This is a genomic window from Desulfosporosinus orientis DSM 765, from assembly GCF_000235605.1.
GTDB lineage: Bacteria > Bacillota > Desulfitobacteriia > Desulfitobacteriales > Desulfitobacteriaceae > Desulfosporosinus > Desulfosporosinus orientis.
Window position 1 is genome coordinate 4,760,982 of record NC_016584.1, and the last position, 14,130, is coordinate 4,775,111.

Consider the following 14,130-nt stretch of genomic DNA (forward strand, 5'->3'; position numbering starts at 1 on the left):
GAGTGCTGCGGTGAGCGGATGTGGTGAAGCTGTCCGACCCAAAGGAACCTATTCTTACTTTTCCAAAGCATTAATATAAGCTTTAGCCGATGCTTCAATAATATCCGTGGAAAAGCCTTTGCCCACAACGAGGCGGCCATCCTCATAACGCAATTTGACCGTAGCTTCTCCCAATGCCTCGCTGCTTCGAGTCACTGATTTAAGAGTATAATCCTCAAGGGTTGCTCGGTTTCCTGTTATCCGGTCAATAGTGTTAAATAGAGCATTCACTGGACCATTACCGCAGGCGGCATCCGTCAAGGGTTTTCCTTCAATCTCCAAGGTCACAGTAGCCGTTGCCATTTCAATGCCATTGGTTGTAATGGACATACTCTGTAATACGATCCCCTGAGCTGCACTTCCCGAATCTCCCATCAAAACATAGAGATCCTGGTCAAAAACTTCTTTCTTCAAATCTGCCAATTGCAAAAACCGTTGATAAATGTCATCCAGCTGAGCTCCTTCTACCTGGTATCCCAATTCCTCTAAACGATGCTTCAAGGCATGTCTCCCGGACCTGGCGGTAAGGCTTATAATATTTTGAGCCACCCCAATGGTTTCAGGCTGAATAATTTCATAAGTCTCCCGGTCCTTAAGAACTCCATCTTGATGAATACCCGAGGCATGATTAAAGGCATTAGCTCCGACAATAGCTTTGTGATCCGGTACCGTCACTCCCGTTATTCTGGAAACCAGCCTGCTGGTTGCCGATATCTCACGGGTGTTTACACGACTTTCCACCCCATAACCGTCACGACGAGTATAGATTGACATAATCACCTCTTCGAGAGAAGTATTCCCGGCTCGTTCGCCGATACCATTGATAGTTCCTTCTACTTGACTTGCTCCAGCTTTGATGCCTGCCAAAGAGTTTGCTGTGGCCATTCCTAGATCATTATGGCAGTGGACACTCACAATGGCCTGATCAATATTTTTTACATTCTTAATTACTGATCCAATCAGTTCTCCATATTCCCAAGGACTGGCATAGCCCACGGTATCGGGAATATTAACTACAGTAGCCCCTGCAGATATCACGCTTTCAATGACTCTCGCCAAGAACATGGGATCACTTCGAAAAGCATCCTCTGCATAAAACTCAACATCACTAACATACTTTTTGGCATATTTAACAGCCGCAACTGCCTGTTCCACCACTTGATCCGGACTTAGTTTCAATTTCTTTTCCATGTGCACAGGGGATACCCCTATGCCCGTATGGATTCGTGGATATTCTGCTTTGCGCAGGGCCTCAGCACAAAGATCAATATCCGGCGCCACCGCTCTTGTTAACCCACAGATTATCACTCCTTTGAGTTCTTTAGCAATGGTTCGGACGGATTCCATATCTCCGGGAGATGATGCCGGAAAGCCTGCTTCAATAATATCGACACCCAGTTTAACTAGTTGTTGGCCTATCTCCATTTTTTCCTTGACATTTAGTGTAATCCCCAAGGATTGCTCCCCATCTCTGAGAGTGGTGTCAAATACATATAATCGACGCATATCTAAATTCCTCCTTAAAAAATCAATAAACCCTTCGTCTCTCTGATTGAGACGAAGGGTTATTTCGCGGTACCACTCAAATTGACAACTATATTATAGCCGTCTTCTCTGCAGATACGGGAGTTATCGATCCTCGTCGTTCGGGATCAATTCATCCGATATCCCCTTCCTTTTAACGGTGGAAGCTCCGTCCGAGCCTACTTTAACTAATTTCGGTCGGCTACTCAAGGAAGAGTTCCAAACTCCAGCCATTATTGCCTTTCACCAGCCGGCAATTCTCTAAAAACGGCAACTGAGAATGTACTATTTCCTCTCATCGTCATTTTGACTTTTACATTTTTAATTATTTTACACTACTTTTTCCTAATGTCAAGATATTAATTCGATTTTGCATAACTTTTTCGATTATAGGATATGAGTGCTGCAACAAATGCAATACCCATTGCCACTAACATCACTGAATGGTATGCCGACATAAAGCCTTGCACTTGGCTAGGCTGTGGCAAGGTAACACCACCCCAGACATCAAACAGAGAGACGGAGAACGCTATCCCGATAACCATTCCTAAGTTTCGTACCAAGCTATTAATTCCTCCTGCGATACTCAGCTTTTGGGGAGGCACAGAACTCATGACACTGCTGTTATTGGGAGACTGAAACATCCCTGATCCCAAACCCATTAAGATGGGACCGGGAATAATTCTAATAAAACTGGCTGTGGCCGGGAGAGTAGAAAAATAGAATAAGCCCAATGAAGAAATGGCCAAACCACTGGTTGTAAGGATGATCGGTCCAAATTTGTCAGAAGCATGTCCACTGACAGGAGCAACAAATACCATGACCATTGGAAAGACCATTAACATTAAGCCAACCTGAGTAGGTTTATAATGAAGTATCCCCTGCAAATAAAAAGGCAGGAGCATGTTATTGGCAAACATCGCAACAAATGAGAGCCCTCCTGAAAGATTCCCTATTAAGAAGGGACGGTTGCGAAAAAGTGATAAATCAATCATAGGATGCTGTACTCTGCGTTCAGTGAAAACGAACCCCACCAAAGATACTATACCTAAGACTAAAGAAGCCAAAACAGGAACGCTTAACCATCCCCAAGATTCACCGTTGGTAATCCCTAAAAGCAGGAAAATCATCCCAAATGTAAAGGCAAAGGCCCCAGTGAAATCGAAACTCTCGTTATCTTTGCTCGGTAAATCTTTAGGTAAAATAAAGCAAGCAGCAAAATACCCTATTATGCCGATGGGAAGATTGATAAAAAAGATTGCGCGCCAACTCGTGAAACCAATCAATAATCCCCCCAGCGCCGGCCCAGTCAGTGATCCTAGGGCTACAACGCTCCCGGTAAACCCAAGAGCTCTGCCCCGTTCCTTCGGCGGGAAAATGGCTGTAATAATCGCAGCGCTGTTAGACATTAACATAGATGCTCCCACAGCTTGCAACACTCTAGTCCCAACAAGGAACCATATATTTTGGGCGAAACCGCATAAAACCGACCCCATGGTAAACATGACAAATCCAAGAGTATAGATTTTTTTACGTCCGAACATGTCAGCAATCCTACCAAAAACCGGCAATAGACTGGTAATCGTCAAAAGATAGGCACTTACCACCCATTGCAGAGTCGTAAGATCTGAATGAAACTGACCGGATATGGTAGGCAATGCTACGTTTACAATACTGCTGTCTAAAGTGGCCATAAACGTTCCAATTGCTACAGTCGCTAGGACATACCAGCGATAATTTTGTGACGTTTTAATTGCATCCAACATACTTCTTCTCCTCCGAACATCTGCACTGAGATTCTAAAAAAAACTGTAATGACTTTAGTCTAATGCTATAACTATAGTTGTCTTGACTACTACATTATACCAAGTCGCTCTAAAATCTTCAATTAAAAGAGGATTATACACTACGAAAAGTGAATAACCCTCAATTTCTGCAGATCGTTGAGTTTTTGACTTATCAGAGTATCGCTTTGACAGGTTTTCCTTCTTTTAGGCCTTGTAAGTTGGGATCAAGCAGAATAACATCGTCTTTGGCCAGGCCTTCTTCAATAATAACCTCGCTGTCGTTTTCCAGCCCCTTTATAACAGGCCGGATCTTCGCCTTGCCATCTTGAATTATCCATACAGCATATCCTTCTTGATAGGGAAAGAGGGCTGTTTTGGGAACCATAAGCTGATTGGACGCTTTAACTGTGGTGAATTCTACATCTAAGGTACTGCCTAGGACAACTTGAGGAGATGGCTCAGTAAGGGAAATCGTAACTTTAACACGATTTTCCTTAAGTCCCAGAGGAGAGACCTTCTCAACAGCTGCCACATCCAGGGTATCAACCCTGCCCGCTAGAATCTTATTGCCCGTACTGGTGGACTGAATCAGCTGAACCGGACTGCCTGCTTTGACATCCAATGCATCACTGGCCAAAACGTAACTCTCTAATTTATAGCCTTGATTTGAGAAAATCGTCATTACTTGTTCACCCATAGGAACTAGACTACCTTCTTTGAGAACCAGATCTTTAATAACTCCATCTTGTTTAGCAACAATTTTGGCTTTAGCAATTTCATCTTCCAATTGCTCGATCTGGGTTTGAAGGGCCTTTTTCTGATTCTCATAGTACAATTCAGTTCCTTGAGAAACCTGATGTTGCTCATATATCAGATCTAAACCAGACTTCTGTTGTTCTAAAAGATTGTTTGCTCTTTCATAGGCTGCCTGAGCGTCTTGATATTGAACCATTGAGATAGATCCGGCATCATACAGAGCTTTCATTCGAGCTGCATTTGACTGCTCTGTCTCAACATCCTTTTCCGCTTGCTGTATAAGCAGTTTTTGCTGAGCAATTTGCGCCTCATAGGGTTGTTGGCTGCTTTGTAAACGTTGACCTTCCAAGCTTTGGATCTGAGCTTTAAGTTCTTCTGATTGGTAATTTAAGTCTGTTGTATTTATTTCGAAAAGCACCTGCCCCTTCTTGACACTGTCTCCATTTTTTACGTTTAAGGATTCCAGTTTACCTGCAACAGAATTATAGATGGGCCACTCTTGGGCAGCTATGACCTCACCTTCTTCTGTGAATCCTTTCGTAAAGTCTTTAGGCTGCAAGGTGATAACGTTAACCGTCAAAGGCATTGACTTAATGATGACGGCTGAAATAATGACCAAAAGTATAATTGTTCCGAACATTAGATACTTTCGTTTTTTAACCTTAGGAAATCGAAACAATTTTGGAGTTAGTTTTATCCTTTCTTTGGCAATGCCCATGTTTCCCCTCCTAATCTCATTTAAATTCTCAATCTCGTGTTGCCAGAATATCCACATAAGGCAGTGATTTTATTTTGAAATAAGCTCTGCCTTGGGCCAACAATACCGATAAGGCAGTTCCGGCAGCCGCCCCCAGCAAAGCCATAGGCGGAAGGTCCGCCGGGAGAGAATACATATCAGTGCTCATAGATTGTGCCATACTGATGCTCAGCCCATAGGCCAGGGGAATACCGAGGATAATTCCCAAGACAAAGATTGTCCATTGCTCTGAAGTAATCACCCGCAGAACCTCTCTTGGAGTCATTCCTAAGACACGCAGCGATGCCAATTCTCGTTTCCTTTCGGAGAGAGAAATTATACTGGCATTATAGATCAAGGCAAATCCACAAATACCGCCTAGTATGGCCAGTACCCAAACCGTAAAACCAAAGGAATCCATCATTTTTTTAATTTTTGCACCGGTATCCTTTACCGATTCAATAGAAGAAACATTACTGGCATTTTGATATTTTTGTTTCATCGAAGCAACTTCAGCAGGATCCATTTTGATGAGCATGGATGTACTGATGTCTCCTTGTCTCAAAAATCGCTGTAATTCCGTATCTTTCATAAAAGCATTAAGGCCAACATATTGAGGAACGATGCCTTGGACGACTAAATTCTCGCCTTTATGACTTAAGGTTTCTCTTCGAAAGGGACTTTCTGCATAGATGACATCTCCCACTTTGACATTTAATGATTTAGCCAGATGTTCCGATAACAAAACTCCATGGTCGGGAACCTCTACCCGATGGTTATTTTTATCCAGAATGTTATAGAGTGTTGAATCCTGAGAAAGGCCCATTAAGGATACTTCTTTTTTCAGCCAGCCACTTTTTAAGGTAGCAGGAACCTCCAATAACGGCTCGACTTTAGACACCCCTGATTCATGGGCAACTGAAAATTTGACCGCCTGTGCAGACGATGGCTGAGCCAGCTGCAGTTTGACATCGTAGGTCTGAACTTTCTCTAATTGGACCACAGTCAGAAGGTCGGTCATATTCTGCATGGACCAGGATACTGTCATTAAGCTGAAGACTACGGAAATCCCTATCACGTTAAAAAGGCTTCTGACAGGTGTTCTGAAGACATCTCTAATGCCCATCTGGGCCTGCGAGGAAAGAATTTGCCAAAACCAAGTTACTTTTTCCAGCAAGGTTTTATGGGCGGTTCCCGGCGCCGGCGGCCTCATGGCCTGGGCAGGCTCCAAGCGTAAAATATCCATACTCCCTTTTATACCGCTGAGCACACTGAAAATTAAAGCCATAGCCAAACTCAGAAAAAGATATTTCAGTGAAAAATGGCTTTGCAGACCTGGCAAGGCAAAAAACTCACGATACATGGTCGTCAGAGGAAAGGAAAGGGCTATTCCCAATAATCCACCCAGCAAGCCTCCGGTTGTTCCAATCAGAATCGGATAGGTCAGATAGTGAAAAACGATTTCCCGGTCCGTAAAGCCAAAAGCTTTAAGAGTCCCGATAATGACTCTTTGCTGTTCAATAAGACGCCGCAGCATGGTATACAAAATGATAGCGGCAACACCTAAAAAAACAACCGGGAGAGTTTTGGTCATGTTGCGAATCTGTTTAATTTCATTGGTTAGAATAGTGTTACTGGTTTGGTCTTTGCGAGGTATGATGCTGCGAACCCCATAAGGTTTTAACTCTGCCTGGAGACTTTCCTTGATTGAATCAAAGCTTGCGCCGGGTTTCAGAGTAATCACGATATCATTGACTTGTCCTTTTTCCTTCACTAGGGCTTTAAGAGTATTTAGTGGTACATAAGCTATGCCGAACTCCTCCGGTGAAGGGTAAAGATCTTGGGCATTTCTCATAATATAAATAAATTCCGGGCTTTGAGCCGTTCCGGTGATAGTAAATGAGACCTCATTGCCATCTAAGCTTACATCAACTGAATTTCCAATGGACAAATGATTTGCCGCTAAGAATTTTGGGTCCACGACAATCTCAGGCTTATTATCTTGGGGAAGCTGGCCTTCAAGAAGAGAGATCTGGTTAATCTTAGGTGCATCGCTATTACTAAGGGTCACTAATTTTAAATATCGATTAGAGTCTTTCTTTTGATCTATTAGACGTACCTCTTTGACAATCCGCCCCAGGGCTTCATCAATACCCGGTATGCCCGTCAAAGACCTAACCATGGTTTCCGGGTAGCCGTTGACGCTGATAAATCCATCGGCAAAATTAGTTTCGGAATAAAAGTCCTGCTGAGCTTTATCCATACTTTCCACAGCAATGGACATCGACGTATAGATAAGCAGCCCCAAAGCTATGACAATTACACAAGCGAGATAAACACCAATATTTTCTTTAATATCTCTCCATGTCTTTCGTCTAAGCATTACCATGATATCTCCTCTGGGCACAACGGTTTTTCTACGACTTTAACATTGTCCAGCAAGCCGTCTTTCAAATAAAATACCCTATTGGCCATTTTAGCGATTTCAACGTTATGCGTGATGATGATGACAGTTTTGTGATAGTCACGATTTAACTTCTGCAACGCTTTGAGAACTTGTATACCGGTTTGAATATCTAAAGCACCTGTGGGTTCATCGCAAAGAAGAAGTTCAGGGTTTTTTACAATGGCCCGAGCTATAGCGACCCTCTGCTGCTGTCCCCCCGAGAGCTGCGATGGAAAATGATCGGACCAATTTTCCAGACCTACTTCACGTAATATCTCCGAAACCGAAAGAGGATTTTGCGCAATTTCTACAGCAAGCCTGACGTTTTCATAGGTTGTGAGATTTGGCATTAAGTTGTAGTTTTGAAAAACAAAACCGACTTCATTGCGCCGATATAGAGTAAGTTTTTGATCACTGATCTTATGCAGGGGCTGACCTTTGTAATAGAGCTCACCAGCGGATGCTTCTGTCATACCGCCAATAATATTCAGCAAAGTAGTCTTCCCCGAGCCACTTTGTCCTAAGACCACGATGAATTCACCGAAATAGATCTGAAAGTTAATCCCTTTTAAAACTTCGATTTCTACTTCACCGGTACGATAACGTTTGCGGAGATCCTTTCCTTCCATAAGAACTTCCATCTTTCTCACCTCCTATTTTTGTTTGCTATAATCATTCTTCAATTTCCCGGTCATACATCCCATACTTCAGAATTTCCATATAGTCCATATAGTCAGTCAATATTTTGTCGTAATCTTGAAGAATCTCCTTTTCTTTTCCTTTATAGTTTTTCAGATAATCCTCTCCCAGCGCCCCTAGAAAGAGCATGATTGTCTTGACAGCTTTCCCAGGTTCTACTCCTTTCCGGAACTTTGTACAATCAATGTCTGCAAAGAAGCTTGGCATAAACTCCTTGGAAATTTGCAGATATTTTTTTTCAATCTCAGATCGCATATCCGAAGGGGAACTGGAAAGAGCCTCCATAAACAACCTGACGATTTGGGGATAATCCTGAGCGATCTTGAGTTTAATGACTCCCAGCTCGCTAAATCTGCGAAAGATATCCTTTGTTTCTGTTAAAGGATACTTCTGATACTCCTCAATCATTTTTTGTATGCAGTAATCGATTATGTAAAAAAACAGCCCTTGCTTACTCTTAAAATAATGAAACAAGATACCCTTTGATATACCGGCTTCTCGAATAATTGAGTTTGTGGACGCTTTATCATAACCCTTTTCGGAAAACTCTTGAATACAGGCTCTCAAGATCTTTTCTTTCTTTTCTTGGTTTAAGTTTTCAAAATTACTGTACAATACCATTCGCTCCTTGAAAATCATCGCCATGATGCTTGGATTATACACCCGTTTTGACCAAGTGGTCAATAGAATTTCATTTCTCTTTTCTCTCAATGTGCTATCTAAGGGCTTTTTATGATAAGTATATATTATTGCTGCTTGAATTTTCGGGCTAAAGAGACCTTGACATGGTAATAACTAAGATACAAAACCTAAAGGAGGCTAATACGCTTGGATACGATTTCAGCCACCAGCATCATAGACTTGGGTTCTATCAACTTAGTCCTTGTGCCACGATTAAATTCTGCTTTAGAGGTAATACAGTTAAAAGTCTATGAACGAGAAGGATATTTTCTCAACCCCAATCCAGAGGTTAATGAGAGTCAAATAGCAGAGTACTCCATTTGTTCAAGCTGCTATACCCAAGGAATTTCTGAAATACGGGACCTGTATGAAGGCTGGGCAAGAATTGATAAAGCTGAACCTGTGACATTAATCGGTATCCATAATCAGAATCCTAACATTCTCTATATTCAGTTCTCTCTGGGAGACCAGTATTTTATGTATAAACGCTGTTTGCTGTCAAATAAGGAGATGATCTATGAAGAACTTTTTGGCAAGAAACCTCATCTTCGTTGGCGTTCCCTGAACAAGGAAGATGAGCAGTACCTTATGGCTAAGCTTCGTTTTATGCCAAAAGCAAAGAACGCTATCAGCTTTTACACTTATAGCGCTCAAAAACGTATTCGACGACGTTATGCATTTTCTCATTCTAAGGGATGACCTAAAATATATTATTGTCTACAACCCTATCAACATTAAGGCGAGGAAAGACACGGTGGATACAAGTACTGATGCTATGACCATTGCCGCAAGAGGGCGCATCGCCCGGGTCCGTAAACTTGACAGATGAACATTTAATCCTAAGCCCACCATCGCTGCACCCAACAAGAATGAGGATGCCGAGGAGATGTCCTTCAGAACAGCTTCAGGAATCGGCAGATAAGTACCTAAAAAGCTGGTAATGATAAATCCCACTAAAAACCAGGGGAAGGGTGCACTCTGGCTCTGGGAATTTCCTTCTTTGCGCTTCATCCAAAGGGAAAGTATGAAACTCAAGGGAATGAGCAGAAACACCCTGCCGAGTTTGGCCAATAATCCCATGGCTAAAACATCAGGACCGGCAGGCATAGCAGCGGCTGCTACATGCGCAATTTCATGCAAGCTTACTCCGCTCCAGACCCCATAGGTGACTGAGCTAATGGGCAGCATCGGCATTAAAAAGGTGTAGGTTAATGTAAAGATTGTTCCAATTAAGGCTATAATGCCTGCTCCAATAGCCGTATCTTCATCATTGGCCTTTAGAATGGGGGATACGGCGGCAATGGCAGCAGCTCCGCATACACCAGTTCCTATTCCCAACAGTAAGGAGAGATCCAGGTCCGCTTTGAACAACTTCGCCAAACACATGGTTGTGGTAATTGCTATGACAATCGTCATTAAGTCATAGACAAGAAGCATGCCGCCTTTATGGATAACCAAGTCAATGTTGAGCTTAAACCCATAAAGCACAATGGCAAAACGCATTAGGAATCGTGCCGAAAACTGAATCCCTGTACGAATGCTTTCCGGATAACCTATAACATTTCGATAAAGCACGGCAATTAGGATAGCACTTAACATGGCTCCGATTCGATTAAAGCCCGGCATCTCACCTAACAAGGTCCCGGCGCCGGCAATGCATAGGGTAAACAAAACCCCCAATACAAAACTGTTCCGTCTTTCCTCATCTATGACTAAAACGTTTTGAAAAGTAATGCTTTCTTTTGCTTGTAACCACATAATCCCTAACCTCCATCATTCATCCATCGTCCTATTATTGCGCCTAAAAGGACTGAACTGATGTATAGAACTATAAAATGTTTGGGGAAAGGGAGCAATATAGGTTACTAAAGGTTATCATTAGGAAAACGTATTTAAGTTTTATACACTTTATTGTATTATTATGATGGTAAGAAGTAGTTAATTAGACTAGGAGTGTAAACAATGATTGTCGATCCTTTAAAAACATTCGTAACTGTCGCTGAACAAAAGAATTTTTCACGAGCTGCAGAAGAGCTTTTCTTATCCCAGCCCAGTGTCAGTTTACAAATACGCAATTTAGAAAATGAACTCGGCGCAAAACTCATTAACCGTTCACCAAAACATTTGGAACTTACTCAATCAGGAGAAATTCTCTATGGTTTAGCTAAGCAGATTTTGTCGCTGTATGATAAAGCAAAGCAAGAAATCAACCAGTTAACCAATACTGTCACGGGGTCTCTCAAAGTAGGAGCAAGCTACACCATTGGAGAATACATTTTACCTTTTGCTTTGACAGAATTTGCCGCTCAATACCCTAATGTAGATATTGATGCCTCTATCGCCAATACGGTAGAAATCACCCAAGCCGTTCGCTCCAATCATCTCGACTTGGCCCTTATCGAAGGGGAGGTCCATCATTCCGATTTAGAAATTCAGAGTTTAATGGACGACGAAATCATTCTTGTTGTTCCTAATCAACACCCTCTGGCCAGGCTTCCCATTGTCACTGCGGAACAACTCCAAGATCAAGTATGGATCCTTAGAGAAAGCGGCTCCGGAACTCGTGCCTTTAGCGACAAGCTGATAAGAGATTGGAATATCCACGTTAAAAAATCCCACATTTTTGGCAGCAGTCAGGCCGTGAAGCAAGCGGTCATGGCTGGCCTGGGAATAGCTCTTGTCTCAAGCTGGATTGTGCGCAAAGAACTAACGGCCAACGAATTGACGGCCATCCGCATTAAAGGTAAACGTTTAATTCGTTCTTTTTCAATCATTAGGCCCAGAAATCATGAAATGTCCATGGCGATGAGCGTATTTTTAGAGAATCTTCGCTCACATGACCTCCTAACCGGGCTTATTGACAGTAACCCTTCTGTAATCGGCTGAGTTATGCCATAGAAAGTTGACACATTAAAGTTGAAAAGAGACATGTTCCTTCGGTGAGACACTGGAGAGTTAAATCTCGGTCACTCTTCGACAGGACATGTCTTTTGTTATTTGGATGAAAAAAGGAAGCTTTGTGGGCTTTACCGCTGATTATCTTATTTTAAAATAATCAATTCCCTCTATAGAAAATTTCTCTAGTTCGCCTTTATAGATCAGATAGACAAGGTGAGCTAAAGTTTCAGCCATGGCGAAACGCAGCTCGTGGAAGCTAAGGTCCTGTCTAAATACTTGTTTGCACACTTGATAGGCTGTCGACCCACTTCCGGCATAATTCTTGATCTCTTGCAGACGGGCTTTGTGATGAGCCTCTAGTTGACATATTCGTTCTTCAACAGCGGAAAAAGGGTTGCCATGAGCTGGTAAAACTAATTTGCAGCTCAAACTGCGGATACCATCAATGGCCCTAAGAAAATTAGCCAATGGGTCAGGGTCAGCACCCGTTTGAGGCCACAAACTGATATTGGATGAAATCTCAGGCAGCAAATGATCCCCTGATAACAGCACTCCTTCTTCAAGGTTATAAAAACAGATATGTCCGTCTGTGTGCCCCGGTGTCAAAATTACCTGGTATTTAAAATCTCCGATCATGACCATCTGACCCGGCTTTAAAGTGGTCAATTCTGCATGAGGAGCTGTATAACGAATCAAGTTATTAACTGAGCTGATGGTTTCATTGAGAATATCCTCCGGCATACCATTCTCTTTAAACAACGTGTTCAAATCATCCAAAATGTAATGATCACTTTTCCAATAATGCCTTACTCTTTCGGCATCAATTTCTCCGATGTAAACCGGCGCCCCCGTATATTTCTGAAGCCATCCTGAACATCCGTAATGGTCCGGATGAAAATGAGTTAGATAAATACCTTTAATATCTGAAGGTTTTATGGCCTGTTCTTCAAAAAATTGCTTCCATCCTGCGATTGTTGCCTCTCTTTGCAGTCCTGCATCAATGAGCCACCAACCAGGAGTTCCTTTGACGGCGTAACAGTTGACATGATTCAAGCGAAAAGGTAATGGGAATGTCACTTTATAAATACCTAGAGGTTGATAGATCATAACTTCACATTCTTTCTTTTCACTATTTTACAGAATAATCTAACTAATTATTCTTCGTATCTTTACGAATACCTCCCAGATCCCCTGCTCACATTCAACTTTAATTTGAACGGAGACTTCCAACACCTCCGCTAAGATCTCAACGGATCCAATTGGATGTATATAATAATCATCCAATTGGATGTTGTAAGGACAGAAACATCCTCCTATAATTAGCTAAAACTTTCTAAGGAGGTAGAATTATGCAATATGCATATGCCGAGAGGGTTCAAAACATGGAGAATTCTGCGATTCGCGAGCTCCTAAAAGTTGCCGAACAGCCTCACATTATTTCTTTCGCAGGCGGTCTTCCTGCCCCTGAATTGTTTCCTCTCACCGAACTCAAAGAATCCTATCAAAAGGTCTTAGGGGCAGGGGATCCTTCTGTCCTCCAATACGGCTCAACGGAAGGGTATTTGCCCTTACGTGCAGAAATATCCGCTCTAATGAAAGAAAAAGGGATTAGCTCAAATCCCGAAAATATTCTGCTGACCAACGGTTCACAACAAGGACTTGATCTGATTGCCAAGCTGTTTATTAATCCCGGCGACATCGTGCTTCTGCAGAATCCAAGTTATCTTGGAGCCATCCAATCATTCCAGAGCTACCAGGCCAATTTCATAACCATTCCGACAAACTCAGCAGGAATTGACTATACCGCTCTCGAACTATTGATAAAAGTCAAACGCCCAAAACTCTTTTATTTAACCCCAACCTTCCAAAATCCCACCGGCTCCACTTTAACTGTAGAAGAGCGAAAAACCTTGCTCAACATTGCCCGTCAATACCACCTCCTCATAATTGAGGATGACCCTTACAGTGAGCTCTGCTATGACAACACTACTGTATCTCCTATCCGGGCTTTTTCTGACGAAAACGAGGTAATCTACCTAGGCACCTTTTCTAAAACCTTGGCTCCAGGCCTCCGCCTGGGGTGGATCGCAGCGGAAAAAAACATCATATCCAAACTCACCATTGCTAAACAAGGCACGGATTTGCACACCAGCACACTTTTACAAAGGACTACTCACTACTACCTGACACATTTTAAGCCCGCGGAACACATCCTCAGCATTCGCCAGGTCTACAAAGATCGCAGAGATATTATGCTAAAAGCTCTTGAAGACCACTTAACCCATCAGGCGCTCTGGACTGAGCCCAGGGGAGGGATGTTTATTTGGCTGACCTTACCCGAAGTTTATGATACTCTGCAGCTTTTGCCCAGCGCTTTGGCGGGTAATGTAGCTTATGTACCGGGAGCCAATTTTTATGTCAACCAAAAGAGCTCCAACAGCATGAGACTGAACTTTTCCAACCCAAGTCCAACCCAGATAGAGCAAGGGATCAAACTCTTGGCAGATATAATCAAGCAATCCAATAAGTAATCTATTCATTATTTAGTAAGTTTTATATAAAGA

The 14,130-nt window shown here is 42.5% G+C and carries 11 protein-coding genes and 1 other annotated feature; of the genes, 3 read left to right on the plus strand and 8 right to left on the minus strand.

Features of this window, described 5'->3' with window-relative positions; all coding sequences use genetic code 11:
* Nucleotides 1-54: 54 nt before the first annotated feature.
* From DESOR_RS21925 to DESOR_RS21950, 6 genes are all read right to left on the minus strand, one after another.
* Nucleotides 55-1,545, minus strand: a complete 1,491-nt coding sequence (locus DESOR_RS21925; RefSeq protein WP_014186782.1) for a 2-isopropylmalate synthase — start codon at nt 1,543-1,545, stop codon at nt 55-57.
* A 44-nt stretch (nt 1,546-1,589) separates the two neighbouring features.
* Nucleotides 1,590-1,871 (minus strand) — a binding site (T-box leader).
* Between the two features lie 51 nt (nt 1,872-1,922).
* Complete coding sequence (locus tag DESOR_RS21930) at nt 1,923-3,329, minus strand: MFS transporter (RefSeq protein WP_014186783.1); 1,407 nt, start codon at nt 3,327-3,329, stop codon at nt 1,923-1,925.
* 193 nt (nt 3,330-3,522) lie between these two features.
* Nucleotides 3,523-4,824 carry an efflux RND transporter periplasmic adaptor subunit gene (locus DESOR_RS21935; protein WP_014186784.1) on the minus strand — a complete coding sequence of 434 codons (1,302 nt, stop codon included), beginning with the start codon at nt 4,822-4,824 and terminating at the stop codon, nt 3,523-3,525.
* 28 nt (nt 4,825-4,852) lie between these two features.
* Nucleotides 4,853-7,231 (minus strand): ABC transporter permease, encoded by a 2,379-nt coding sequence (locus DESOR_RS21940; RefSeq protein ID WP_014186785.1) that lies wholly within the window; start codon nt 7,229-7,231, stop codon nt 4,853-4,855.
* The gene (locus DESOR_RS21945; protein ID WP_014186786.1) at nt 7,225-7,929 is read right to left on the minus strand and encodes an ABC transporter ATP-binding protein; all 705 of its coding nucleotides are present in this window, start codon (nt 7,927-7,929) and stop codon (nt 7,225-7,227) included. Before DESOR_RS21945 ends, DESOR_RS21940 begins: the two co-directional genes overlap by 7 nt.
* A gap of 31 nt (nt 7,930-7,960) precedes the next feature.
* Complete coding sequence (locus DESOR_RS21950; RefSeq protein ID WP_014186787.1) at nt 7,961-8,602, minus strand: TetR/AcrR family transcriptional regulator; 642 nt, start codon at nt 8,600-8,602, stop codon at nt 7,961-7,963.
* 213 nt (nt 8,603-8,815) lie between these two features.
* Here DESOR_RS21950 and DESOR_RS21955 point away from each other — a divergent pair, with 213 nt between their 5' ends.
* Nucleotides 8,816-9,367 carry a hypothetical protein gene (locus DESOR_RS21955; RefSeq protein WP_014186788.1) on the plus strand — a complete coding sequence of 184 codons (552 nt, stop codon included), beginning with the start codon at nt 8,816-8,818 and terminating at the stop codon, nt 9,365-9,367.
* A gap of 18 nt (nt 9,368-9,385) precedes the next feature.
* Here DESOR_RS21955 and DESOR_RS21960 read toward each other — a convergent pair whose 3' ends face one another.
* A complete protein-coding gene (locus DESOR_RS21960) occupies nt 9,386-10,426 on the minus strand; it encodes a YeiH family protein (protein ID WP_014186789.1) in 1,041 nt (346 codons plus the stop codon).
* A 204-nt stretch (nt 10,427-10,630) separates the two neighbouring features.
* Between DESOR_RS21960 and DESOR_RS21965 the strand changes: the two genes are divergently transcribed.
* A complete protein-coding gene (locus tag DESOR_RS21965; protein WP_014186790.1) occupies nt 10,631-11,554 on the plus strand; it encodes a LysR family transcriptional regulator in 924 nt (307 codons plus the stop codon).
* Nucleotides 11,555-11,704: 150 nt separating this feature from the next.
* Here DESOR_RS21965 and DESOR_RS21970 read toward each other — a convergent pair whose 3' ends face one another.
* A complete protein-coding gene (locus DESOR_RS21970) occupies nt 11,705-12,673 on the minus strand; it encodes an MBL fold metallo-hydrolase (RefSeq protein WP_014186791.1) in 969 nt (322 codons plus the stop codon).
* A gap of 242 nt (nt 12,674-12,915) precedes the next feature.
* Here DESOR_RS21970 and DESOR_RS21975 point away from each other — a divergent pair, with 242 nt between their 5' ends.
* The gene (locus DESOR_RS21975) at nt 12,916-14,097 is read left to right on the plus strand and encodes an aminotransferase-like domain-containing protein (RefSeq protein WP_014186792.1); all 1,182 of its coding nucleotides are present in this window, start codon (nt 12,916-12,918) and stop codon (nt 14,095-14,097) included.
* Nucleotides 14,098-14,130: the final 33 nt, after the last annotated feature.

Coding starts and splice junctions, on each gene's coding strand:
- DESOR_RS21925 (WP_014186782.1), bottom strand. CDS start 1,545: ATGCGTCGATTATATGTATTTGACACCACTCTCAGAGATGGGGAGCAA.
- DESOR_RS21930 (WP_014186783.1), bottom strand. CDS start 3,329: ATGTTGGATGCAATTAAAACGTCACAAAATTATCGCTGGTATGTCCTA.
- DESOR_RS21935 (WP_014186784.1), bottom strand. CDS start 4,824: ATGGGCATTGCCAAAGAAAGGATAAAACTAACTCCAAAATTGTTTCGA.
- DESOR_RS21940 (WP_014186785.1), bottom strand. CDS start 7,231: ATGGTAATGCTTAGACGAAAGACATGGAGAGATATTAAAGAAAATATT.
- DESOR_RS21945 (WP_014186786.1), bottom strand. CDS start 7,929: ATGGAAGTTCTTATGGAAGGAAAGGATCTCCGCAAACGTTATCGTACC.
- DESOR_RS21960 (WP_014186789.1), bottom strand. CDS start 10,426: ATGTGGTTACAAGCAAAAGAAAGCATTACTTTTCAAAACGTTTTAGTC.
- DESOR_RS21965 (WP_014186790.1), top strand. CDS start 10,631: ATGATTGTCGATCCTTTAAAAACATTCGTAACTGTCGCTGAACAAAAG.
- DESOR_RS21970 (WP_014186791.1), bottom strand. CDS start 12,673: ATGATCTATCAACCTCTAGGTATTTATAAAGTGACATTCCCATTACCT.
- DESOR_RS21975 (WP_014186792.1), top strand. CDS start 12,916: ATGCAATATGCATATGCCGAGAGGGTTCAAAACATGGAGAATTCTGCG.